General features: G+C 38.4%; 21 protein-coding genes and 8 tRNA genes. 22 read left to right on the plus strand and 7 right to left on the minus strand.

What is annotated here, in order from left to right; genetic code table 11:
* Positions 1-3: 3 nt before the first annotated feature.
* The 7 genes from AC3B6B_RS03430 (at position 4) to AC3B6B_RS03460 (ending at position 606) form a co-directional block, all read left to right on the plus strand.
* A tRNA-Phe gene (locus AC3B6B_RS03430) sits at positions 4-76 on the plus strand.
* 5 nt (positions 77-81) lie between these two features.
* Positions 82-164, plus strand: a tRNA-Tyr gene (locus AC3B6B_RS03435).
* Between the two features lie 7 nt (positions 165-171).
* Positions 172-242 (plus strand) — tRNA-Trp (locus AC3B6B_RS03440).
* Between the two features lie 10 nt (positions 243-252).
* Positions 253-326: transfer RNA gene (locus AC3B6B_RS03445), tRNA-His, on the plus strand.
* 10 nt (positions 327-336) lie between these two features.
* Positions 337-408, plus strand: a tRNA-Gln gene (locus AC3B6B_RS03450).
* 9 nt (positions 409-417) lie between these two features.
* Positions 418-488, plus strand: a tRNA-Cys gene (locus AC3B6B_RS03455).
* Between the two features lie 33 nt (positions 489-521).
* Positions 522-606: transfer RNA gene (locus AC3B6B_RS03460), tRNA-Leu, on the plus strand.
* 186 nt (positions 607-792) lie between these two features.
* Here AC3B6B_RS03460 and AC3B6B_RS03465 read toward each other — a convergent pair.
* Both AC3B6B_RS03465 and AC3B6B_RS03470 read right to left on the minus strand, forming a co-directional pair.
* Positions 793-2,115 carry a PTS sugar transporter subunit IIC gene (locus tag AC3B6B_RS03465; RefSeq protein ID WP_489757278.1) on the minus strand — a complete coding sequence of 441 codons (1,323 nt, stop codon included), beginning with the start codon at positions 2,113-2,115 and terminating at the stop codon, positions 793-795.
* Positions 2,116-2,187: 72 nt separating this feature from the next.
* On the minus strand, positions 2,188-3,561 hold the full coding sequence (locus AC3B6B_RS03470; protein WP_489757279.1) for a glycoside hydrolase family 1 protein: 1,374 nt from the start codon (positions 3,559-3,561) through the stop codon (positions 2,188-2,190).
* Between the two features lie 153 nt (positions 3,562-3,714).
* On the opposite strand from AC3B6B_RS03470, the gene AC3B6B_RS03475 reads away from it, so the two are divergent.
* From AC3B6B_RS03475 to adhP, 3 genes are all read left to right on the plus strand, one after another.
* The gene (locus AC3B6B_RS03475) at positions 3,715-4,446 is read left to right on the plus strand and encodes a GntR family transcriptional regulator (protein WP_489757280.1); all 732 of its coding nucleotides are present in this window, start codon (positions 3,715-3,717) and stop codon (positions 4,444-4,446) included.
* A 165-nt stretch (positions 4,447-4,611) separates the two neighbouring features.
* Positions 4,612-5,643, plus strand: a complete 1,032-nt coding sequence (locus AC3B6B_RS03480) for a branched-chain amino acid aminotransferase (protein ID WP_489757281.1) — start codon at positions 4,612-4,614, stop codon at positions 5,641-5,643.
* A gap of 179 nt (positions 5,644-5,822) precedes the next feature.
* Complete coding sequence (adhP, locus tag AC3B6B_RS03485) at positions 5,823-6,842, plus strand: alcohol dehydrogenase AdhP (protein ID WP_489757282.1); 1,020 nt, start codon at positions 5,823-5,825, stop codon at positions 6,840-6,842.
* Positions 6,843-6,940: 98 nt separating this feature from the next.
* Here the strand turns inward: adhP and AC3B6B_RS03490 are convergent, their stop codons facing one another.
* Positions 6,941-8,248, minus strand: coding sequence for an APC family permease (locus tag AC3B6B_RS03490; RefSeq protein WP_489757283.1), 1,308 nt, complete (start codon positions 8,246-8,248; stop codon positions 6,941-6,943).
* 74 nt (positions 8,249-8,322) lie between these two features.
* Between AC3B6B_RS03490 and AC3B6B_RS03495 the strand changes: the two genes are divergently transcribed.
* The 5 genes from AC3B6B_RS03495 (at position 8,323) to wecB (ending at position 12,782) form a co-directional block, all read left to right on the plus strand.
* Positions 8,323-9,072 carry a GH25 family lysozyme gene (locus AC3B6B_RS03495; protein WP_489757284.1) on the plus strand — a complete coding sequence of 250 codons (750 nt, stop codon included), beginning with the start codon at positions 8,323-8,325 and terminating at the stop codon, positions 9,070-9,072.
* A 1-nt stretch (position 9,073) separates the two neighbouring features.
* Positions 9,074-10,057, plus strand: a complete 984-nt coding sequence (locus AC3B6B_RS03500) for a Gfo/Idh/MocA family protein (protein WP_489757285.1) — start codon at positions 9,074-9,076, stop codon at positions 10,055-10,057.
* 7 nt (positions 10,058-10,064) lie between these two features.
* A complete protein-coding gene (locus tag AC3B6B_RS03505; RefSeq protein WP_489757286.1) occupies positions 10,065-11,261 on the plus strand; it encodes a DEAD/DEAH box helicase in 1,197 nt (398 codons plus the stop codon).
* A gap of 39 nt (positions 11,262-11,300) precedes the next feature.
* Positions 11,301-11,374, plus strand: a tRNA-Arg gene (locus AC3B6B_RS03510).
* Between the two features lie 256 nt (positions 11,375-11,630).
* On the plus strand, positions 11,631-12,782 hold the full coding sequence (gene wecB / locus AC3B6B_RS03515) for a non-hydrolyzing UDP-N-acetylglucosamine 2-epimerase (protein WP_489757287.1): 1,152 nt from the start codon (positions 11,631-11,633) through the stop codon (positions 12,780-12,782).
* A 100-nt stretch (positions 12,783-12,882) separates the two neighbouring features.
* Here the strand turns inward: wecB and AC3B6B_RS03520 are convergent, their stop codons facing one another.
* A complete protein-coding gene (locus AC3B6B_RS03520; RefSeq protein WP_489757288.1) occupies positions 12,883-13,803 on the minus strand; it encodes an aldo/keto reductase in 921 nt (306 codons plus the stop codon).
* 120 nt (positions 13,804-13,923) lie between these two features.
* On the opposite strand from AC3B6B_RS03520, the gene AC3B6B_RS03525 reads away from it, so the two are divergent.
* Positions 13,924-15,279, plus strand: a complete 1,356-nt coding sequence (locus AC3B6B_RS03525; RefSeq protein ID WP_489757289.1) for a serine hydrolase domain-containing protein — start codon at positions 13,924-13,926, stop codon at positions 15,277-15,279.
* A gap of 57 nt (positions 15,280-15,336) precedes the next feature.
* On the opposite strand, the gene AC3B6B_RS03530 is transcribed toward AC3B6B_RS03525, so the two are convergent.
* Both AC3B6B_RS03530 and AC3B6B_RS03535 read right to left on the minus strand, forming a co-directional pair.
* Positions 15,337-15,783, minus strand: a complete 447-nt coding sequence (locus AC3B6B_RS03530) for a GtrA family protein (protein ID WP_489757290.1) — start codon at positions 15,781-15,783, stop codon at positions 15,337-15,339.
* A 22-nt stretch (positions 15,784-15,805) separates the two neighbouring features.
* On the minus strand, positions 15,806-16,255 hold the full coding sequence (locus AC3B6B_RS03535; protein ID WP_489757291.1) for a flavodoxin: 450 nt from the start codon (positions 16,253-16,255) through the stop codon (positions 15,806-15,808).
* 199 nt (positions 16,256-16,454) lie between these two features.
* Between AC3B6B_RS03535 and map the strand changes: the two genes are divergently transcribed.
* The 3 genes from map to galU are packed head-to-tail and all read left to right on the plus strand — an operon-like array spanning position 16,455 to position 19,155.
* Complete coding sequence (map, locus tag AC3B6B_RS03540; RefSeq protein ID WP_489757292.1) at positions 16,455-17,243, plus strand: type I methionyl aminopeptidase; 789 nt, start codon at positions 16,455-16,457, stop codon at positions 17,241-17,243.
* Between the two features lie 12 nt (positions 17,244-17,255).
* Positions 17,256-18,209, plus strand: coding sequence for a YihY/virulence factor BrkB family protein (locus AC3B6B_RS03545; RefSeq protein ID WP_489757293.1), 954 nt, complete (start codon positions 17,256-17,258; stop codon positions 18,207-18,209).
* A 52-nt stretch (positions 18,210-18,261) separates the two neighbouring features.
* Complete coding sequence (gene galU, locus AC3B6B_RS03550; protein WP_489757294.1) at positions 18,262-19,155, plus strand: UTP--glucose-1-phosphate uridylyltransferase GalU; 894 nt, start codon at positions 18,262-18,264, stop codon at positions 19,153-19,155.
* Between the two features lie 131 nt (positions 19,156-19,286).
* On the opposite strand, the gene AC3B6B_RS03555 is transcribed toward galU, so the two are convergent.
* Positions 19,287-19,583 (minus strand): hypothetical protein, encoded by a 297-nt coding sequence (locus tag AC3B6B_RS03555; protein ID WP_489757295.1) that lies wholly within the window; start codon positions 19,581-19,583, stop codon positions 19,287-19,289.
* Between the two features lie 47 nt (positions 19,584-19,630).
* Here AC3B6B_RS03555 and AC3B6B_RS03560 point away from each other — a divergent pair, with 47 nt between their 5' ends.
* From AC3B6B_RS03560 to AC3B6B_RS03570, 3 genes are read left to right on the plus strand one after another with little or no spacing between them, the layout of a single operon-like run.
* Positions 19,631-20,809: a thiolase family protein gene (locus tag AC3B6B_RS03560; protein ID WP_489757296.1), complete on the plus strand. Its 1,179-nt coding sequence runs from the start codon at positions 19,631-19,633 to the stop codon at positions 20,807-20,809.
* Entirely contained in the window at positions 20,788-22,053 is a 1,266-nt protein-coding gene (locus AC3B6B_RS03565) for a hydroxymethylglutaryl-CoA reductase, degradative (RefSeq protein ID WP_489757297.1), read from the plus strand. Before AC3B6B_RS03560 ends, AC3B6B_RS03565 begins: the two co-directional genes overlap by 22 nt.
* Complete coding sequence (locus AC3B6B_RS03570; protein WP_489757298.1) at positions 22,037-23,197, plus strand: hydroxymethylglutaryl-CoA synthase; 1,161 nt, start codon at positions 22,037-22,039, stop codon at positions 23,195-23,197. The genes AC3B6B_RS03565 and AC3B6B_RS03570 overlap by 17 nt, the downstream gene beginning before the upstream one ends.
* The last annotated feature ends 331 nt before the right edge of the window (positions 23,198-23,528 follow it).

A 23,528-nucleotide genomic window follows, 5' to 3' on the forward strand; every position in this document is an offset into this window, starting at 1 on the left:
GATGGCTCGGTAGCTCAGTCGGTAGAGCAATGGATTGAAGCTCCATGTGTCGGCAGTTCGATTCTGTCCCGCGCCATTTATGGAAGGGTAGCGAAGTCTGGCTAAACGCGGCGGACTGTAAATCCGCTCCTTCGGGTTCGGTGGTTCGAATCCACTCCCTTCCATCATAATAGGGATATAGTTCAATGGTAGAACAACGGTCTCCAAAACCGTCGATGTGGGTTCAACTCCTACTATCCCTGTTATATCCTGGCGGTATTGGTGAAGTTGGTTAACACACCGGTTTGTGGCACCGGCATACATGAGTTCGAGTCTCATATACCGCCCTTTCTTTATTGGGTTATAGCCAAGTGGTAAGGCAATGGACTTTGACTCCATTATGCGCTGGTTCGAATCCAGCTAACCCAATTTTTACCTGGCGGTATAGCCAAGTGGTAAGGCAGAGGTCTGCAAAACCTTGACCACCGGTTCAAATCCGGTTACCGCCTTTGGCTTTAGCCATGGTTTATTATTAATATTTTGCCGGTGTGGCGGAATTGGCAGACGCGCTGGATTCAAAATCCAGTTCCTGTTAAAGGAGTATCGGTTCGACCCCGATCACCGGTATCTGATGAAACAGTTAACTTAATTATGTTAGCTGTTTTTTTGTGTTTCAAAATAAATTGGTCTACATAAAAAAGAGTGTCGACGAAATACTTATCAACACTCAATATTATAGAACCTTAAAAAACAAGTCTTGCTTGGTTAGAAAATCAAACAAGACTTGTTTTTTAAAATTTGTTTATTTTAATTTTACAATTGGGCGCTTTTTTGCATTGTACGTTCACTAATAAACATGAATGGTAAATAAAATAGCACGCCGATAATGATAATTAATAATTGTACAATGACGGCACGCCAATCACCGGCAGTACATAAATAAGCATTTAGGAGTGGCGGAGTGGTCCACGGAACTAAAACCACGACACGATTCATCCAACCAATGGCTGTGAAAAAGTAAGCAATTAAATCACCAATGACGGGCATTAAAACAAAGGGAATCATCATAGGAATATTAAAAACGATAGGATAGCCAAAGATGACGGGTTCATTAATATTAAAGATACTAGGCGCAATGGCTAATCCCGCAATTTCTTTGCTGGATTTCATTTTGGAAAAAATAAAAATAGCAATTAATAAACACAAGGTACAGCCCGTACCACCAATCATTCCGAACACATCGCGAAAAGTATAAGTCAAAATATAGGGAATATGTTTGTGTGCTTCAAAGGCTGCCATATTCTTATTCATATTGATTAATAATAATGGATCCAGTAAAGTCCCATTGATAACTGTTTGGTGAATACCTAAAGTAAAGAGAAAGTTTCCTACACTATAGATAAAAAGCATCCCCGGTAAGCTAGTTGTAAAGCCGCGTAATGGTTCTTGAATTAAGTTGGTAATCAGGTCAATCAAGTTAGTTTTACCGAAAACCATCAATAGGGCGGAAATGAGTGCAAAAATACTTAAAGTTAAGATAGAGGGAATCAAGTCGTTAAACGAAGCGGCTACCGCTGGCGGAATATTTTCCCCGAGATGAATTTTTAAATGTTTAATATTTGATAAACCAATAAATAATTCGGTTGCTAATAATCCAATAATAATGCCAGAGAACATTCCTGTGGTGCCCAAGTTAGTATAAGATAAGCCACCGGTGACGTTAATATTTTTCGTACTGTGGGCAATGGTTAACTTAACTGTAGCGGGCATCATAATAATTAAGCTAGCTAAGGAAATAATAGCCGCAAGAATTCCGTTCTTATACTTTTTATTAACTGATAAGGTATAACCAATTGCTGGTGCTAAAACTAATCCGGCAATGTTTAAGGTCCCGTTACTAATGTCACTGCCCCAAATTTGTAAATTGGCTAAGGTTTTGCCATGAGCAAATAAGGGAAAGACTACATTATTCATTAAGACACCTAGGCCGGCTAAAATGAAGAGGGGCATGATTGTGGCAAAAGCATCTCGCAAAGAGCGTAAGTGAACTTCATTACCAATTTTGACAGAAATTTCGGTAAATTTATCAAAAAAGCGTTTGCCACGACTTTTATTTGCTGAAGCAGTTTGAGCCATTAAAACAACCTCCTTATGGTTACATCTGATTGAAGAATATTTGCTCGTGTTTCACTGTTGGTCTATTTACAATTAAAATAATTGATTACCATTGGATTGGATTACTTTTTGCAGCCAGTGATAACTTTTTTTGGGGACCCGTTTTAAATCTTTGAGATCATGATTCGTGCGATTGACATAAACAACGCCATAACGTTTATCCACATTGCCTTGGGAACTTGGAATATCAATTAACCCCCAACCCAAATAACCAATAACGTGAGCTCCATCTTGGACTGCTTGTTTCAAGGCTACTAAATGTTGGCGATGGTAGTTAATACGGTAATCGTCATTAATTTCATGTTGACCATCCCAAATTTCACGGACCCCAAGACCATTTTCAATTGGGAAAATCGGTAAGTGAGTGCGGTTAGCTAAGTCCATTAAAATACCATAAAAACCTTGGGGATCAATTTGCCACTGCCATTCATTAGTTTGTAAATAAGGATTATGCGCATGACCTGCGGAACCAAAGTCATTAGGAATAGTCCCAACGGGGATTTTAGAGCTGTCCAGGCAAGAGGTTGCATAGTAGCTAAAACTGATAAAATCACTACGAGTTTGTTTGATTTCAGCTAGCTCACTAGTTTGTAAAATGTCTTCTAAGTGTTGTTGCTTCATAAAGGCCACTACTTCATCTGAATATTGCCCTTCAGTAAAAATGCGCAAGAGATTATAATCTGTAAATTCTTTAATTTTTCTAACTGCGGCCACATCTTGTGGATTAGCAGTAGCGGGATAAATTTCTTGGAAAGCTTCCATTCCGCCAATTTTTAAATCAGGATAATTTTGATGAATAAAGTTAGCGATACGCGCATGAGCTAAAGCTAAATTATGTTGAATTTGAAACAGTTCACGAGTAGTTTTTTGCCCCTTTAAGTAGCCACTACAATGAAAGGCTTCTTGGGTACTATATAAATTTTGTTCGTTAAACGTGAGCCAATATTTGACTTGTGAAGAAAACTCGGTCACCATTTTTTGACCGTAAGTTACAAAATTATCGACCACATGTTTGTTCACAAAGCCATTATATTTCTGTGCTTGCTTTAAAGGCATATCGAAATGATATAAGCAAATCATCGGTTGAATACCATTTTTAAGTAATTCATCAATTAAGTCATGATAAAATTTGAGACCTTGTTTATTAAACTGGCCTTCGCCATCAGGTTGCACACGACTCCAAGAGATTTGAAAACGATAGAAGTTCATTCCTAAATCCTTCATTAAGGCAATATCTTCGGGATAGCGGTGATATTCATCAATGGCTACCGACCAATCAGAATTGTTGGGGCCACTGGGGCGTAGGTCATAAACAGAAGCGCCTTTGCCACCTTCGTTAGCTGCACCTTCAGTCTGCATACTAGAGGTAGAATTACCCCAGAAAAAGTTATCTGGTAACTGTGTCATAATTTATACTCCTTTTTTGTAATCGCTAACATTTAAAACCACTTTTAAGTATAGACATTTATTTTTAAATGTAAATACTTTTTATTGAATCTTTCAATGGCCTAGTGGAGAGTGATAAACTTAATTCAAGTGATAAAAAGGTGGGATCAGTTGATGGCACAAAAACCTAAATATTTAATCATTGCTGCAACTTTAAAAAAACGGATTCAAAACGGAACGTATTTACCGGGAACACCTTTTCCACAGCAAAGTAAATTGGCTCAAGAATTTCAAACTAGTCGCGTAACAGTTCGCAAAGCCATTGAACAGTTGATAAAGGTTGGCTTGGTCTATACTCAGCGAGGAGCGGGGACTTTTGTTCGAACTACCGCGTTAAAAACTTCTCACTTTGATCGTGCAGTGGATCAATATATTGGTACGACTAAATTAGTTGGTGATCAAAGTCGTGTGACCAGTCAAATTATTCAATTTCAAATTCGCTATCCTAATGCTGAAGAGTGTCAGTTACTAAATTTGACACCGCACGAAATGGTTTATGATATTCAACGCCAACGTTTAGTCGATCGTGAACCCTATGCTTTGGAGTATACAAAAATGCCAGTCAAAATTGTGCCCGGCATCGACGAAACGGTTTTAAAGGCTTCAGTCTATCGTTACATTGAAACCACGTTGCATCAAAAAATTGGTGCTGCTTACCGTAAGATTAGTGCTGCAAAAGCCACGGCAGCTGACCAACAGTATTTAGCTTGTCAAAATTCTGATCCCATTTTGCGTTTGCGTCAGGTCGTTTTTTTAGAAAATAATGTTCCGTTTGAATTGTCTGAAACACATCATCGATATGATAAAGAGCAAATTACAGTTTATCTGCCAGGACATACTAAGTGACGCTACTAATTTATTAAGAATGCAACATTAATTAAAATTAATTATAGCTATTTTTAAATTAATAAAAATTAAAAGATAAGCTATTTCTATAAAACCATTCTTGACAAAATAGGATTTAATGCTATTCTTTAAATTAAATAAAAATTAAAAAGAGAGGTAAGTAAGATGGCTAAAGTAAAAGCATCAGAGGTTGATTTTAATAATTTAGGATTTAATTACTTAGACTTACCTTATCGCTACCAGGCAACTTACAAAGATGGTCAATGGCAAGATGAAGGTTTGGTCACCGAAAGTGATGTAACAATTAATGAGGATTCAACGGCCTTACACTACGGACAATCAGTTTTTGAAGGTTTAAAAGCTTATCGTACTAAAGATGGTCATGTGCAATTATTCCGTCCCGATCAAAATGCGCAACGAATGCAAAACAGTTGTCAGCGTCTGTTGATGCCACAAGTACCAACTGACATGTTTGTAGATGCTGTGAAACAAGTGGTGAAGGCGAACATTGATTTTGTGCCACCTTATGGTAACGGAGCAACGTTATATTTACGACCAATTATGATGGGTGTTGGCGGCATGATTGGTGTACATCCGGCAACTGAATATATTTTTCGGATTTTTGCAATGCCAGTTGGTAATTACTTTAAAGGTGGTTTAACACCAACTAATTTCACCACTTCGCAATATGATCGGGCAGCGCATAAAGGAACTGGACAAAGTAAAGTTGGTGGTAACTATGCTGCTAGTTTAATGCCTGGTGACGCTGCGCAAAAGCATGGTTTTTCCGATTGTGTTTATCTGGATCCGGTTAATCATGAAAAGATTGAAGAAGTTGGATCAGCCAATTTCTTCGGAATTACGAAAGATGGTACGTTTGTGACACCAAAATCACCATCTATTTTACCGAGTGTTACCAAATATTCACTTTTGTATTTAGCTGAGCATGAGTTAAACATGCCAACTGAGCAAGGTGATGTTTATATCAATGATTTAGATCGTTTCGCAGAAGCTGGGGCTTGTGGTACAGCGGCAGTTATTTCACCAATTGGTGGTTTGGAGCACAATGGTAAGATGCACGTCTTTTATAGTCAAACTGAGGTCGGACCAGTGACCAAGAAGTTGTATGACATCTTAACTGGCATTCAATTTGGTGATCGCAAAGGACCTGAAGGCTGGGTTGAACCAGTTGAATAAAAGCAATTTATTAATAAACTTCAATTAAAATCTCAAAGCATTTAATATAGTTATAAACTAATTATATTAAATGCTTTTTTTGTTTTTTAAGTAAAAATTAAAAAATCTCTTGACCATGTGAAGATATTCACTTAAAATTCAATTGTGGGATTCAAAAAATCAAAAAGAGGTTAACTGATATGAAAGCAGCAGTAGTACGGGACAATTGCGATGGTTATGTTGATATTAAAGATGTTAAGTTACGTGATCTGCGAGCCGGTGAAGCTTTAGTTAAGATGGAATACTGTGGCTTGTGTCATACGGATTTGCATGTAGCCGCGGGTGACTTTGGTAAAGTTCCCGGCCGCATTATCGGGCATGAAGGTGTTGGTAAAGTGATTCAAGTAGCCGCTGGAGTTTCTACTTTAAAAATTGGTGATCGAGTATCAATTGCGTGGTTTTATCAAGGCTGCGGGCATTGCGAATATTGTACGACTGGCCGTGAAACTTTATGCCGTAATGTTTTAAACTCTGGGTTTAATGTTGACGGTGCGATGGCTGAAGAATGTATCGTTCCTGCTGACTATGCAGTTAAAGTTCCCGCTGATTTAGATCCGATTGAGGCTACTTCTCTAACTTGCGCGGGAGTAACAGTTTATAAGGGCTTGAAGACCGGAAATGTTCGTCCTGGTCAATGGGTTGAAGTGGTTGGCACTGGTGGCTTAGGCAATTTAGCAGTACAATATGCTAAGAATGTTTTTGGTGCGCATGTAGCAGCAGTCGACATTAATGATGAAAAATTGCAAGCTACTAAAAAGTTAGGGGCTGATCTGACAATTAATTCGCAAACCGAAGATGCTGCTGATGTTTTACAAACTAAAGTTGGTGGTGTTCATAGTGCAATTATTACGGCTGTGAGCCCGTCGGCATTTACATCGGCAGTTAACTCATTAAGACCAGACGGAACGTTAGTAGCGATTGCTTTACCTCAAGGAGACATGTCTTTAAATATCTCTAAAACTGTTTTAGATGGGATTAAAGTTGCTGGTTCATTAGTTGGTACTCGGCAAGATTTGGCTGAAGCTTTTGCTTTTGGAGCTGAACATAAAGTAAAGCCGATTGTCCAAACGCGTAAATTATCAGAAATTAACGATATTATTGATGAAATGAAAAATAATCAAATTGTTGGGCGAATGGTAGTTGATTTTACTAATAATTAATATTTTAGCCAAAACAAAAAGTGATGTGACAAAAGCACAGTTGGTTTGAACTAATTGTGCTTAGTCGCATCACTTTTTAGATTATTCATAATTAGTACTTAATTTTGCAATTGGCGGTGCTGCCAGTAATAAACGGGCCAGCCAGTTAAGGTTAATCCCAAACCGGCTAAGGCTAGTAATGGTTGACTGACCGTAGTATTGATCACAATAAATAAACCACCTAAAATTGCTAAAATAGGAGGGATGGGGTACCAAATAATTTGATACGGTCGCTGCAAATTAGGTTTGTTTTTACGGAGAATAAAAATTCCGATGAACAGAAGAATTGAAAAGATCCAAGAGATATAAACCAACATATTGGTTAAAGTGTCAAAAGTTCCCGAAAAAATCATGATGACGGCAATTAAACTTTCGAATAATAAACTGTTGGTGGGCATTTTTGTTTTGGCATTTAAATGGCTAAAAAAATGGGCTGCTGGTAATTGTTTTTGAATACCTAAAGTATACGGCATGCGAGAACCAACCATTAAGTGACCATTCACTGCACCATAAACTGATACTAAAATACCGATGGTTAAAATTTTGCCACCCAGCGGCCCAAATAATTTTTGGGCCGTTTGCATAGCAGCGTTTTGATTGCCCGCAATTTGGGTAAAGGGCAAAATTTTGATAAAGCTCCAGTTGAGTAAAGTATAAACAATGGTTACGGCGATTAATCCCCAAATAATAGCATGCGCTAAATTTTTTTCCGGACGTTTAATTTCACCAGCTAAATTACCAATGCTTAGCCAACCATCGTAGGCAAATAAAGTAGCGAGTAAAGCTTGCCCGAAAGCTTGCGGATGTTGAAAGGTTAAGGCTGATGTTAAATGACTCCAATTTAAATTGTTAGTGGTATTAAACCCCAAGGCAGCAATAATAATAGCGATAATTGGAATCAATTTAATAATTAAAGTCAATTTTTGTACTTGACTGCTGAGCTTACTACCTAACCAGTTGACAATAACTAATGAAAAAAGGCACATTAGCGCCCACATGGTTGGCGAAATGTGTGGTAAATTAAATAGTTGTTGTGCTTGCGTTCCAAAAACGATGGAAATTGCTGCAATATTAGCGGGATAGTATACAATGATTAAGGACCAACCAAACAAGAAAGCAATCTTGGGTCCATAAATTTCGCTGAGGTATTTAACGGGACCACCGTTTTCAGGATAAGTAGCAGCTAATTCGGCAACGGTTAAACCAGCCATGAGGGTAATAATTCCGGCTAATGGCCAAACTAAAATACTAAGCCAGGAACTTTTGGTTAATTGCGTAATACTAGCAACTTTAAAAAAGACTCCGCCACCGATGACAGTCCCCATGACGGTAGCCAGAGCCGAGAAAAGAGATAATTGACGTTTCATTTGCTTCATTCCTAACTAAATTTTCTTAATACTGAGTATTGTACTTGATTTTAAGAGAGAGGCAAAGATTTTTAATGCAGTCACGATTAATGGTCCGTCAACAAAAATTTCATAAAAAACAACTGCTCTTTGTGGGCTTTTTATTATTGGTTTTGGCAGGGCTTTTTGTGAGTAAACAAATTTTCAATTATTGGCAAAAAAGTGGTCGTCCCAGTACTAGCAACTATCCGGTTTTAGGAGTTAGCTTGAGTCAAACGGATGGCTATCAGGACTTTCATTTGCTGAAGAAACATGGCATAGATTTTGTTTATTTAAGGGCCACTCAAGGTGCAGATTATTTTGATGATGCATTCTTAAGTAATTATTGGCGGATTCAAGGCGCGCAATTACCGTATGGTATTGAGCATAATTTTAGTTGGCAAACTTCACCACAGGCCCAGTTTACTAATATTAAGGCTAGTGTTGGTACTCGAGTAGGAACGTTACCGTTAGTTCTGCAAGTTAAAGCTCCCTCAGCTTCGCAGTTAACTGCGCACCAAATTGATAAATCTGTTTCACGATTACAAAGTTTGCTGGTAAAATATTATCAGCGCCCAGTTTTAATTCAAACAGATCCAGCCTTGAATTATTTGATCAAGCATAATTCATGTGGCGGTATTTTACAGACTAGACCCCATCCCATTAAGGGTGATCAAGTGAAATTTTGGCAATATACGGATGCTGGACGCATTCCTAGTTTGGCAACTGCCAATCAGTATAGTTTATTAGTATTTAACGGCAATCAGCAGCAATGGGCGGCTTTTTTGCAAACAGGAGGTTGGTAAAATGTTACGTTTAGGTGTAATTGGTACCAATTGGATCACTAAACAATTTGTGCAAGCAATTCAGGCTACGGCTAGTTTTCAATTGACAACAATTTATTCACGCACATTAAGTCATGCTCAAAAATTGGCGCAGCAATTAAAAATAGAAGACGTTAAGTTAGTCGATCAACGTGAACAACTTTTTACTAGTTCCCAAGTTGATGTGATCTATGTGGCTTCACCCAATAGTTGTCACTTTCAAGATATTATGGCCGCTTTAGAATGCCACAAACATGTGATTGTAGAGAAACCGTTGGTCTCCACGCGCTCTGAATTTTTGCAAATTCAAGCTTTTTTAAAACAGCATCCGGAGTTATTTGTTTTTGAAGCTGCTCGGCATATTCATGAGACTGAATTTCACCAATTACAACAACGAGTGGCCCAATTACCAGTAATTACGGGCGCCACGATTACTTATCGCAAATACTCTAGTCGCTATGATCAAGTCTTAGCGGGCCAAGAACCGAATGTGTTTTCACCCAAATTTTCGGGCGGCGCCTTGTATGATTTGGGAGTTTATTTAATTTATGATGCCCTTTGCTTATTTGGACAACCACTAACGGCTCAGTATTTGCCGCAAATGATTGCGACGAAAGTTGATGGTCAAGGGACTTTAGTCTTACATTATCACGAGTTCGACGTAACCTTATTAGTAGGTAAAATTAGTAACTCTTTATTACCATCGGAAATTTATAGTAATCACCAAACGCTTTTATTTAATGATGGTGGCACCATTCGAAAAATTTGGGATGATCAAAACCAGCAGGTGCAAAAATTCGCGGATCACAATCCGATGCTGGCGGAAGCGCAAGTCTTTAGTCAAATTATTCAACAACATGATCACAAAGAATTCTTACGGCTCTGGCAATTAGCTGATCAAGTGAATCAAATTTTAACAACGGTGCGCTTAGCAGCGAAAATTCACTTTACTGCCGATGAGAAATGAGGAAAATATGCAAATACCAAAGATTTATCAAAAATATTATCAACAACATCATTTTCAAAGTTTGACACCGATTCAAGAACAAGTCTATGAACCGCTACAACAAGGAAAATCCTTACTGGCTTTAGCTCCTACTGGTTCTGGTAAAACATTAGCATTTGGAATGCCGTTATTGTCTAAATTAACGCTTAATGGTGGGATTCAGTTACTAGTACTGGAACCTTCCCAGGAGTTGGCTATTCAAACGCGCAATGTGTTACGTTCTTTAAATCCCCAGTTACGGGTGTTAGAGGTGATTGGAGGCGCTAATGTTCAGCGGCAAATTGAACATTTAAAACAAAAACCCGAGGTCGTTGTCGGAACAATTGGGCGCATTCAAGATCTAGTTGTTAAACGCAAATTTAAATTAAATAAAATCCAGACGGTGGTCATTGATGAGGCTGATGATTTGTTGATGGATAAATTGACACCGGTACGGAATTTATTGGGTCGCTTGCAAGGTCAGTTTCAATTAGCCTTGTTTTCAGCAACAGCGGCGCCGATTTTTCAAGAATTATCCAAGTGGTTTCCTCAAGATTTTCTCAAGATTGATTTGCGTGCCGACCAACAGTTTCGGGCAGGGATCAAGCATTACTTTTTATTGACGAGTAATTCACAAAAAGCAGCTACTTTACAACGTTTAGCACATCGCAAACACAAACGCAATTTAGTTTTTTATCAATCTAGTAAAGAATTACACCAATATGCTGCCGATATGCGGTATCGTAAAACGTATTTTACAGTATTAGATACCAGTGATCCGAAAAAACGGCGGGCTGATGCACTAGCTAATTTTAAAAAGCGTGATACTTCACTTTTATTGACGACGGATGTAGCAGCTCGGGGCATGGATTTGCCAGATTTAACGACAGTCATTAATTGGAACAATCCGCAAAATTTAACAGAGTATATTCATCGTAGCGGTCGGACTGGTCGGATGGGGCGTAACGGCGAGGTAATTACTTTAGGTAACGAACATGATTTTCGACAATTACAAGAATTATTGCAAGCGCAACATATTAAATTACGGAAAGTGCAGTTAGTTGATGAACAGTTGGTAACGGCCCAGCCCTCCAAAAGTGGAGCTAAAGCAAAAGTTATTCGGCATCGTTCTAAAAAACGACAACGTGATCAAAAACGCCAAGGTTATCATGGTGTCAAAAAATAATCTTTACAGTTGAGTTATTTCGTGGCAAGATTAAACCATGGTCTCGTGGCTCAGCTGGATAGAGCAACTGCCTCCTAAGCAGTAGGTCATCGGTTCGAATCCGATCGAGATCATCGTGTTGCCGCTGTTCGTTAGTGATCTGCGGCTTTTTTATTTCAAAAATTTTGTTTGAAAGAAATAAAAAATTAAACCACAAATAATTAAACTTAAAATAAAAAAGAAGCTGTAGCGCCAATGTTGGTGTAAAATTTGATCAAAAGTAAAAACTAAACTAAAGCCGCAAATTAATAATAATATGCCGCAAATTATTAAATAAATCATAAAAAAACTCCTAGTGTAAATAAAATAGGTGATTGAGGAGGAACACTTTTGCAAAAAATCAAGGTTATGACGGTTTTTGGAACGCGTCCAGAAGCCATTAAAATGGCACCTTTGGTCTTGAAATTACAGCAGCAAGCCCAATACTTTCAAACCACCACAGTCGTTACTGCTCAACATCGGGAAATGTTAGATTCAGTCTTGGATATTTTTCATATTCATCCAGATTATGACTTGAACATTATGAAGAAAAAGCAATCATTAAGTGGAATTACTAGTTCAGTCTTGTTAGACATGGATGATGTTTTTGAACAAGAACAGCCGGATATTGTGTTAGTACATGGCGATACAACCACTACGTTAGCGGCTGCCATGTCAGCTTTTTATCACCAAACGGCGATTGGTCATGTGGAAGCGGGGTTGCGTACTTGGAATAAGTATTCACCTTGGCCCGAGGAAATGAATCGGCAAATGACCGATGATCTGGCGGATTTGTATTTTGCGCCGACGGAGCAAAGCAAAGCTAATTTATTAACTGAAAATCATCCAGCAGAACAAATTTTCGTCACTGGGAATACCGCCATTGATGCGCTAGAACAAACTGTCCAAAGTGACTATCATCATCACGCTTTAGATCTTGTTGACCCTAATAAGCGAATGATTTTGGTGACCATGCACCGCAGAGAAAATCAAGGTGCACCGATGAAACGGGTATTTCAAGCGATGCTAGAAGTCGTCCAAAGTCATTCCGATGTAGAAATTATCTATCCCGTTCATTTAAATCCAGTGGTTCAACAAGCTGCTCATGAAGTTTTAGGTGATCATGAACGCATTCATTTAATTGATCCGTTAGATGTGTTAGATTTTCATAATCTGGCTGCGCGGTCTTATTTTATCATGAGCGATTCTGGCGGTGTTCAAGAAGAAGCCCCAGCTTTAGGTAAGCCAGTATTGGTTTTACGTGACACGACGGAGCGTCCTGAAGGAGTTCAAGCTGGGACTTTGAAATTAGTAGGTACTGATCCCCAAAAGGTCAAAGCGGCAATGAGTCAACTGTTAGATGATTCCGCAGCTTATCAAGCGATGGCTCAAGCCAAAAATCCCTATGGTGATGGTTTAGCGAGTGAACGCATTTGTGCGGCTATTCGTTATCATTTTCAACAATTAGCGCAGCGTCCAGCGGAGTTTAGTTACCATAAATAAAATGAATTATTTGTTAAAAAAGATGTTCGCAGTAATACGAACATCTTTTTTTCATGGTACTTTAAAAGTCATAAATTAGTCCTAACAATAGGCATTTGATTTAAGGTAAATCATGACCAGCTGCCAAGTACAGATCGTACCATTCTTGACGACTCAATGAAAAATCAGTACATTCACTGCTAGAGATAATATGTTTGGGCTGCGTAGTTCCTAAGAGAACTTGGATTTTGGCGGGATGGCGTAGAATCCAAGCAGCGGCAATCGCATTTTTATTAGTTTGATATTTCTGGGCCAATTGGGCTAAAACTTGGTTTAAATGCGGAAATTGTGCGCTATTAATAAAAGTTCCTTTCGAAAAATCAGCTTGAAAAGGTGACCAAGCTTGAAGGGTCAAGTAGTGTTGTTGACAATATTCTAAAGTGCCGCCAGTGCGATCAATAGCAAAAGCGTTGGCCATATTAACATGTAAGCCAAAGTCAATCAGTTGAGTATGAGCTAAGCTAAATTGCAATTGGTCTACAACTATTGGAGTAGATAAGCCTGATTGTAAAAGTTGAATCTGGGCGGCATTAAAGTTGGAAACGCCAAAGTTTTTGACTTTACCGGCTTGCTGTAGTTGTTGAAAAGCCGAATTAACTTCTGCTAAATCCATCAGTGGATCGGGGCGATGTAAAATAAACAAATCTAAATAATCGATTTGCAGGCGCTGTAAAATTTGCTCGACGCTGTGCAATAAATATTGCGCTGAAAAATCATAACGTTGACCCGGGACAATACCAGCCTTAGATTGAATAATCCAATCTTCGCGTTGAAAATTGCCTGTAGTGAAAGCATTACCGAAAACTTGTTCAGATTGACCATTGCCATAAATATCGGCAGAATCAATGAAATTAATACCACATTGTTGGGCAGCAATTAAATTAGCAGTGGCTTGAGCCGTGGATAAATCTTTCCAGCGCATAAGACCTAAAGCTACAGTGGATACTGGTGGTAAGTTTGGACTAATCTGCAAATATTTCATTGAAGAACCTCCTGATGAAAATAAGTATACGACGAAACGAGTTCGATTTGTACCAATTGACTTGGTAACTTGTTTTTTTAAATTAACTCTTTATAATATGATTAAAAAGGAGAAAATTTAATGGATTTTGCACAATTAAATGAAACTTTAGCTAATAGTATTCAACAGTTCAACTTGCCCGCTTGTGGAGTCGGAATAGCGAGTCATGATCAAACGATGGTTCAGGGATACGGTGATTATGATGATCAATGGGTCTTTCCCCTGTGTTCCATTTCCAAAAGTTTTCTGGCAACCACCATTTGTCAACTAGCTGATCAGGGCGTTTTAGATTTGGATCAACCGATTATTGATAGTTGGCAGCAATTTAAAGTTTATGATGATTATGCTACTAAACATTTAACGTGGCGTGATTTGTTATGTCATCGTAGTGGAGTGCCGGCACATGATTTAATGCGCTTTACCAATGGTCCACTGAGTTTAAGTCAAGTAGTCACGAAAGTGCCATATTTAAAACCGAACGTTGATCTACGCTATAAAATGCAATACAGTAACTTAATGTTTGCTGAATTAACATTTGCGTTAGAGCAGGTTTTAGGAACGGATTATTATTCTTATCTACAACAACATCTATTAACAGATTTAAACTTAACTAATACTTATGTACATGATGAAGCAGTAGCGTTAGAGCAAATTGCTCCAGCTTATTTGCCAGAAGGTAATCATTATCGTCCAATGCAATTCATGTCTCCTGGTCATTTAGGTGGGGCCAGCAGTATGTTAGCAAAGCCACAAGATTTATTGACCTGGGCGCAATTTCAATTGCAGAATTATCAACAACAGTCACATAATAATGCGGCGCAAATGTATCAACCACAAATTGTTATGCAACCTAGTCGCAATTATGCCCAGCCACAATTGAGTGCTTACGGCTTTGGAATGATGATGGAAACCTATCGCGGGTATAAATATTTTTATCATACGGGTTCTTTTATTGGCTATTGTGCAATTTTAGGTTTTGTACCGGAATTAGATTTAGCTTTTGGCATGGTCACCAATTTAGATTCAACAAATGCAATGTTTGGTTTGGCTTATCAAATAATTGATCAAGCAGCTCAATTACCAACAGTTGATTGGACACACAAGATTTTACAAGATGACCATCAAAAAGCTAGCCAAAAAAAGCAGCAGCTACAACAACAATTTGGGGCTACTAAACAAGTTGTTTTGAGTCGTCCAGAGTGGTTAGGTGTCTACGCTAATCCGGGGTATGGTCGCTTAGAGTTGTGTGCAGAGCAGGGGCAGTTGCATATTAAATTTGCGCAATTTGATTTTGCTATTGTCACTGATTTAAAGGGACAAGCTTGGATTGATATTGCTCCATTGAATAAAATCGTACAATTAAACATTACGCAACAACAAATTGCTTTGTTTGCAGAAACAGCACTAAATGAACCGATCATTTTTTCACGGCAGTAATAATGATGGTAATTAAAAAAGGTGAGACTTTTATCTCACCTTTTTTTGATCGTGCTTTCATTTTTCACGATGAATCCGCTGATGTAGATGTTGAATCATGGCGCTATTTTCTCGCAAAAAAATAGCTTGCGTGGATAAATAATTGACTAAACCAACGATGATTTGGTCTAACATTTTAGCAATTAAATTGTTCCATTGTAACAGGCTGATGCCAATCCACATCAAAATATTATCTAAAATTAATGACAGTAACCGCTGCGAAAGGAAAAGTCCACTTTCTTGGATAAAAGTTTTCCAATTTTGATAGCTGCTTTGAAAGACAATTTTTTTGTTAACAATGAAAGAAAAAACATTCGCAATCAGCCAGGCGACAGTATTGGCAACTAACATATTAATACGCCAGTGATTGTGTAAAATATGAAAAGCAAAGACATTAATAACAGAAGCTAAGAAACCATAAAATGTGTAAACAATAAAATCGCGATGCTTTTTATAGATATCCATGAGTCAACTTCTTTTCTCTTACTTAGAATAGGTCAATCAATGTTTGGGCAAAGTGGTCTAATTTAGCAATATCGGCGCTCTGCGGGGCGAGCTCTACTTTGACACTAGTGGCGCCTTTGATGGCTCCAGCTTGTTCAAATGCTTGTTCAAAATGATCAACTGCAATGGCAAAATCTTGATAAAAAGTATCGCCTGAACCACAAACACCAAAGATTTTGCCTGAGAGGTCGGCTTCTTGTAAGTCATGATAAAAGTCGAGGCCTTCGTCTGGAATGTTACCTTCTAAGCCATCAGAATAAGTGTAACTAACCACAATACAGAGATCGGCGGTTTGAAAATCTTGGACATCAGTTTGGGAGATTTCTGAGACGTCCACTTCCATCTTGGCGTTTTCAAAATCTTCACTTAAAATATCTGCCATATCTTCATCATTACCAGTCATACTGGCATAAACGATTTTTACTTTTGTCACGAATCTTGCTCCATTCCCATAATCTCGGCAACTATTATATCATAATTTTGATTTGGATAAATTACTAGCTAGATACTTATTAATAAGTTTAAAAATTCTAAAATTTTTTGAGCGTTTGAAAGTAAAAAGGAAATTATTAGTCAATTATTCGTCCGTTGAGCTATAATAAAATTAGCGTGAAAGAGTGGAGGTAACTTGTTTGATTACATTAAAATCAGCTAGAGAAATTGAAGGTATGAGAAAGTCAGGTGCTTTGTTGGCGCAAACCCATATTGGTTTACGGAACATTATCAAACCGGGAATTTCTAGTTTTGAAATTGAAAAGTTTGCTGATAAATTTATTACAGATCATGGTGGGCATCCATCAGAAAAAGGTTTTGAAGGCTATCGTTACGCAACTTGTGTGTGTGTGAATGATGAAGTAGCGCATGCAGAACCACGCCACAGTTTGATTTTAAAAAACGGCGATATTGTGAAAGTCGATATGACAGTTGAATTGGATGGTTATCAAAGTGATTCCTGCTGGTGTTATGCTGTGGGGGAAATTTCGCCCGAAAAAAAGCATTTGATGGAAGTCACTAAAAAAGCTTTATATTTAGGAATTGATCAGGCTCAAGTCGGTAATCGCTTAGGTGATATTGGTTACGCTATTCAACATTATGTCGAAGATCAAGAACATATGGGTGATGTGCGTGATTTAATTGGTCACGGGATTCAACCGACGATGCACGAAGCACCGAATGTGCCCCATTATGGTGAACCAGGCAAGGGCTTACGGCTCAAAGAAGGCATGACTATTACCATTGAACCAATGGTTAACTTGGGAACTTGGGAAATTACCAGCAAGTTTACAGATAATAATTGGGAATATTTTGTGTCAGCTGATGGAACTCCTTCAGCTCAGTATGAGCACACCTTGGCTATTACCAAAGATGGTCCTAAAATTTTAACTTCGCAAGATCCTATTGGTGATCAAAAATATTTGTAAAAGGATAATAATTTGGCTTCTGATAAAGAAAAACAGTCCTTATTTGCTTCTGATTTAACGTGGTTTCAAAAATTGATTTATTTTTGTCAATTAGTGATGCAACGGATTAAAAGTGGCAATATTGGTCTTTCTTCCAAAGCAGTAGTTTATTACGGCTTACTGTCATTTTTTCCACTAATTTCATTGGTTGGTAGTGCGTTACCATTATTTCATTTGGATCCGCAAATGTTACTAGGATATGCCCAAAATTTAATGCCGACGCGTTTAATTAAATTTATTGACCCAATCTTAACTAAATTATTGACTCAAAAAAGTAACGGGCTGCTGTCATTTGGTATTTTGGGAACACTCTGGTCTAGTTCAGGGGTGGTTAATATTTTAAAACGAAGTATTAACCAAGTTTATGGATTAGATAATCAAACTATTTATACAAAAAAATCATTGTTAAATTTTCTTATTCTAAGAAGTGTAGCGATTTTGGTAACCACTTCATTAATTGTGATTTTGTTAATACTGTTTCTGACAGTTTTAGTTGGGCAACAATTATTAAATTGGTTGCAATCCTATGTTTTATGGGGACCGAAGTTACTACAAGAATTTATTCATTGGAAATGGCCGGTAACCGGTTTGGTTTTAGTCGTCATCTTACTAGTCGCCTATATCTTTTTGCCGAATTCTCACGAAAAGATTAGTTATGTTTGGCCAGGAACGGTGTTTACAACAATAGGTTTTAGTTTATTATCACAAGGCTTTTCGTTATATATTAAATATTTTGGTAGTCGCTGGCATTCTTATGGCACGATTGGTACTTTTTTTATTCTAGTATTGTGGCTTAACTTTCTTGCGTATATCTTTTTGATCGGGGCTGCCATTAATGCCGCTGTGCTTCAAGCATTTCAAGGTCAGTTAGAACAATCTGGTGGTTTAAAACAGTTTTACCAACAACGAAAAAATCACCATAAATAGTTATTTTGTTGTATGATGAGAACATATTTTACCATGAGAGGAACAATTATCTATGGAAAAAGTTAGAAAAGCGGTTATTCCAGCAGCAGGATTAGGCACCCGATTCTTGCCCATTACTAAGGCAATGGCAAAAGAGATGTTGCCCATCGTGGATAAACCTACGATTCAATTTATTGTGGAAGAAGCCAAAGCTTCCGGAATTGAAGATATTTTAATTATTACTGGCAAGGGTAAACGCCCCATTGAAGATCATTTTGATTCAGCACCAGAATTAGAACAAAATTTGAAATCTAAGCATAAAGATGAACTATTGAAAGTGGTACAAGATACAACCAACATTGGTGTAAATTTGTATTTTACGCGTCAGTCATATCCTAATGGTTTAGGGGATGCGGTGAGCTTAGCCAAGTCTTTTGTAGGTGACGAACCGTTTGTTGTAATGCTTGGTGATGACTTAATGAAAGATCAAGTACCGTTGACCAAGCAATTAATTAATGATTATAATGAAACGCATGCTTCGACCTTAGCTGTCATGCAGGTTCCTCAAAAAGATGTTTCTAAGTACGGAGTGATTGATCCAGATGGCGAAGTTAAGCCAGGATTATATCGGGTTAATAATTTTGTAGAAAAGCCCGCTGTGGAAAATGCACCAAGCAATTTAGCAATTATTGGGCGTTATTTGTTGACGCCGGATATTTTTGCTATGCTGGATACGCAGGCTCCCGGTGCGGGCAACGAAATTCAACTAACAGATGCGATTGATCGCTTAAATAAAACCCAACGGGTGTTTGCACATGAATTTACAGGCGAACGATTTGATGTTGGTAATAAATTTGGTTATATGAAAACTAGTATTGAATATGGGTTGAATCATCCCGAAGTGAAAGATGAACTTCGCAAATATATTATTAATTTAGGCCAACAATTAGCAGCAGATAAAAAATAAAATATTATGATTTTTGGTCATGATATTTGGCTGTGCGTGCTTATTAGTAGCTGGTTTCTAGTGACAGCTGACTTGGTCAGTTTAAAGGGCAAGTTTATTACTCAATTGCTAAGCGGCTTTTGAGTGTAGTATTACTTGAGATAAATATGTTTATCACCAAATCTTAAACCAAAGATTTGGTGATATTTTTTTGAAAATTTCACGTAAACTAAGGCTTGAGCAGATTTTGTTTTAAGCAGAGTGATTAATTCCCAAACTTGATAAGAATGATTGTTAGATTGCAAATTTAATATTAAATAATGATTTTCATTAGTAAATTCTGATGATATACTAGAGATTCCCCAAGTTTTATGCTGATTATCTTCATAAAAAACTAGTAAATTAGTTTTCACATCCAGCAAAAGTTTTATTAAAGTTTGAGTGTCCATTGTGGCCTCCTTAATGATTATTCAATAAATTAACAGGAGTAAAAAGTTTGAATTTGAATGAGATTGTAATTACTGCTGCCTATCGGACGCCAACCGGTAAATTTCAAGGTAGTTTCAAAGATTTTACAGCAGTTCAATTGGCAACCCAATTATGTCAACAGATTTTAGTGAAAGAAAAGATCGCTCCCCAACTGATTCAGCAGGTGATTTTAGGTAGTGTTTTAACAGCGGGGAGCGGACAAAACATTGCGCGTCAAGTCCAGTTAAATGCTGGGTTAGATTTGACGGGGACGGCAATGACTGTTAATCAAGTCTGTGGTTCAGGGCTGAAAGCAGTTCGACTAGCGCAAAGCGCATTAATGTTAGATGATGCTCAAGTTGTTTTGGCTGGCGGTGTGGAAAGTATGTCGCAGGCACCAGCAGTGGCAGCGCGCTTGACTAAACAAGATTTTGCAACCGATGATTGGCAGGATACGTTGTTTAATGATGGTTTGACAGATGCTTTTAGTCAGCAACCGATGGGAATCACAGCAGAAAATTTAAATCGAAAATATCATTTAACGCGGCAGCAGTTAGATCAATTTGCACTACAGTCACAACAAAAAGCGGTGCAAGCACAAGCTGCTGGTTGGTTTGATGAAGAAATTTTGCCGATTACGGGGTTGTCGGCCGATGAAACCGTGCGCCCGCAAACTACGTTATCGGCTTTACAACAATTATCCCCCGCATTTCAGGCTGAGGGGTTAGTGACAGCGGGGAATGCATCACCGCTAAGTGATGGTGCTAGCTTACTTGTCTTAACGACTACTAATGTGGCCTGTAGGAATCAATGGCAACCACTAGCTAAAATTACCGCTTATCAAGAAGTGGGGTACCAACCGCAATTAATGGGTTATGCCCCAGTAATTGCTATTCAAAAATTACTGGCGCAAAAACAACAAACAGTTGCCGATATTGATTTGTTTGAAGTTAATGAAGCATTTAGTAGTCAAGCTTTATTAGTACAGCAAGAATTACAAATTGCCGATAGTCAATATAATATCACTGGCGGTGCTTTGGCTTTGGGACATCCGTTAGGTTCTTCTGGCGCTCGTATTTTAACTACTTTAATTCACAATTTACAGCGAACTCATCAACATCGTGGGATCGCAGCCTTGTGTATTGGTGGTGGTCAAGCAATAGCATTAGAGGTGGAAAATTTGCAATGGTCAAATTCTATGAATTAACAACTAAGCAGCGTTTACAGCAATTATATCAGACGGGAATTTTAACGACAGCAGATTTAGAATTATTACATTCTTATCCTAATTTGCCAACGGCTATCGCGACTAATTTAATTGAAAATCAAGTTGGAGTTTTTGGAGTGCCGCTAGGTTTGGCAGAAAATTTTGTGATTGATGGACAATCGTTACTGATTCCCATGGCCACGGAAGAACCATCAGTGATTGCGGCTGCCAGTAATGCCGCCAAGCGTTGTTTGGCAAAGGGTGGTTTTCAAACAACAGTCCAACGCGCGGGCTTAATTGGTCAGATTGTGTTTGAAGGACAATTAAAAACCCCACAGATTTTTTTGGATCAGCATTTAGCAATGATCCGCCAGGTTGCCCTGAGCGCACATCCAAGCCTAGAACAACATGGTGGAGGATTAAAACAAGTTAGCGTTCATGTGTCAGCCGACTTTGTGGAATTTCGGTTATTAATTGATACCGGTGAAGCTATGGGCGCTAATATAGTCAATACTCTGGCTGAGGCAGTGGCCCAATATTTAGCCACACAACTGCCACAGTTAAGTTTGTTAATGGCCATCTTGTCTAATCAGGCCCCCCAACAATCAGTTACGGCAACAGCCGCTTTTGCCTTACCTGATTTGGCGACGAAACACGATACCGGTAAAGTCGTAGCTCAAAAAATTGTCGCTGCCACCCAGTTTGCCCAAGAATCTACTTTACGGGCTGCAACGCATAATAAGGGCATTATGAACGGTATTAACGCTGTAGTGTTAGCCACCGGTAATGATCCTCGCAGTATTAATGCGGCGAGTTATGCTGGATTATCCAAGCAGCAACCAACGTGGACTTCTTGGCAAATCCAAGATGAATTGTTAGTTGGTCGAATTACAATTTCGTTGCCCTTAGGTAGTTTAGGCGGTGCAATTTCGACCTTACCCATGGCCCAATTAAGTATGAAAATTTTGCAACAACCTTCTGCACGACAGTTAATGAGTATTGTTGCTAGTGTGGGGTTGGCTTCAAATTTAGCGGCACTCAGAGCTTTAGTCACACAAGGCATTCAAGCCGGACATATGAATTTACAATTTAAAAGTTTAGCGTTGATGGCCGGGGCTACAGCAACAGAGGTTGAACCAGTAGTTAAACAATTACGGTTAGCACCCACCAAGGCTAACTTACAAACAGCTCGCCAGATTTTACAACAATTACGTTTAGGAGAAAATTATGAAAGTCGGCATTGATAAGATTGATTTTTATACACCCAACCAATATTTAGATTTAAAAGATTTGGCTAGTGCCCGCAAAGTGGACCCCAATAAATACTTGATTGGGATTGGCCAACAAAAAATGGCTGTAGCACCATTAGATCAAGATATTGTCTCTATGGCGGCTAATGCGGCTGAGCCGTTATTGACGCTTCAAGACCAACAGCAATTGGGCTTAGTGATAGTAGGTACGGAAAGTGGCGTTGATCAATCGAAAGCTTCAGCCCTCTTTGTTCAAGAGGTGTTAGCTTTACCAACTAATTTACGTGCCTTAGAAATTAAAGAGGCTTGTTTTGGAGCTACTGCTGGTCTGCAATTAGCAGCCGATTTTGTACGCTTACATCCGCACAAAAAAGCCTTAGTAATTGCTAGTGATATTGCCCGGTATGGTTTAAAAAGTGCCGGCGAAGTCACCCAGGGTGCTGGAGCGGTGGCTATGTTAGTGGGGGCTGATCCACAAATTTTAGCTTTAGAAGAGCAGTCATTTTATATGAGTCAAAGTACAGGGGATTTTTGGCGCCCGAATTATTCGACAGAAGCTTTTGCTCGGGGGAAATACTCCGAAGAAGTTTACATCGCGATGTTTACAGAGTTATGGCAACAATTTGTGACTAGTGATGTATTGGCAGTGTCTGATTTGGCAGCCTTGTTATTTCATATTCCCTTTTCCAAAATGGGACGCAAAGCTTTAAAAAGTTTGTCCTCTAAAATTCCAGAACCGGATTATCAGCGCTTAACCCGCCGTTTTGAGGCAAGCATTATGTATGGCCAACAAGTGGGCAATATTTATACGGGTTCTTTGTATCTAAGTTTACTGTCTTTATTGGAAAATGATACCAGCTTACATCCGGGGGAAGCGATTGGTCTATATAGTTACGGTTCGGGCTCAGAAGCAGAACTCTTTTTTGGTATTTTACAGCCACATTTTCGCGCTGGTTTAAACATAGAGAAGCATCAACAATTGTTGCGCCAGCGGCAACAATTAACGATAGAACAATATGAACAACAATTTCAACACAGTTTAGTGACTGATGGCTCGACCCAAGTTTTAGCCAATTCGGATCCGCAGGCGGCCCATCGTTTAACTAAAATTGTTAATCATGAACGAAAATATCAATAAAATAGTAGAAATCGGTTACAAAACAGACTATAATAAAGACGTGGTGAGATGAAACCTTACTGCAACTGCTATCAGGATGCAATGTGCATCTTTCGATAAGGTGATAGTTTTAAAATGGATCAGGTAAGAGTTTCGGCAATTAGTCGAAAACTTTACAAATTCATTCTAAAGATAAAATTGGTCAATGCGGATGTTCCTGTTTATCAGACATCAAACTTTCTTATTTATTACAAGTAGTCTTTTGGATGAATTAATAGGCAAGTTAAAAGTTTTTGTGTCAAAATGGATTGGGAGCAGTTGCTTGTCTCATCTAAAAAAAGCCGGGGAAATC

The organism is Bombilactobacillus sp. ESL1197 (assembly GCF_058107145.1).

Coding starts and splice junctions, on each gene's coding strand:
- AC3B6B_RS03465 (WP_489757278.1), bottom strand. CDS start 2,115: ATGGCTCAAACTGCTTCAGCAAATAAAAGTCGTGGCAAACGCTTTTTT.
- AC3B6B_RS03505 (WP_489757286.1), top strand. CDS start 10,065: ATGCAAATACCAAAGATTTATCAAAAATATTATCAACAACATCATTTT.
- AC3B6B_RS03530 (WP_489757290.1), bottom strand. CDS start 15,783: ATGGATATCTATAAAAAGCATCGCGATTTTATTGTTTACACATTTTAT.
- AC3B6B_RS03555 (WP_489757295.1), bottom strand. CDS start 19,583: ATGGACACTCAAACTTTAATAAAACTTTTGCTGGATGTGAAAACTAAT.
- AC3B6B_RS03565 (WP_489757297.1), top strand. CDS start 20,788: ATGGTCAAATTCTATGAATTAACAACTAAGCAGCGTTTACAGCAATTA.
- galU (WP_489757294.1), top strand. CDS start 18,262: ATGGAAAAAGTTAGAAAAGCGGTTATTCCAGCAGCAGGATTAGGCACC.
- AC3B6B_RS03475 (WP_489757280.1), top strand. CDS start 3,715: ATGGCACAAAAACCTAAATATTTAATCATTGCTGCAACTTTAAAAAAA.
- AC3B6B_RS03470 (WP_489757279.1), bottom strand. CDS start 3,561: ATGACACAGTTACCAGATAACTTTTTCTGGGGTAATTCTACCTCTAGT.
- AC3B6B_RS03480 (WP_489757281.1), top strand. CDS start 4,612: ATGGCTAAAGTAAAAGCATCAGAGGTTGATTTTAATAATTTAGGATTT.
- AC3B6B_RS03570 (WP_489757298.1), top strand. CDS start 22,037: ATGAAAGTCGGCATTGATAAGATTGATTTTTATACACCCAACCAATAT.
- AC3B6B_RS03490 (WP_489757283.1), bottom strand. CDS start 8,248: ATGAAACGTCAATTATCTCTTTTCTCGGCTCTGGCTACCGTCATGGGG.
- AC3B6B_RS03525 (WP_489757289.1), top strand. CDS start 13,924: ATGGATTTTGCACAATTAAATGAAACTTTAGCTAATAGTATTCAACAG.
- AC3B6B_RS03495 (WP_489757284.1), top strand. CDS start 8,323: ATGCAGTCACGATTAATGGTCCGTCAACAAAAATTTCATAAAAAACAA.
- AC3B6B_RS03500 (WP_489757285.1), top strand. CDS start 9,074: ATGTTACGTTTAGGTGTAATTGGTACCAATTGGATCACTAAACAATTT.
- AC3B6B_RS03520 (WP_489757288.1), bottom strand. CDS start 13,803: ATGAAATATTTGCAGATTAGTCCAAACTTACCACCAGTATCCACTGTA.
- adhP (WP_489757282.1), top strand. CDS start 5,823: ATGAAAGCAGCAGTAGTACGGGACAATTGCGATGGTTATGTTGATATT.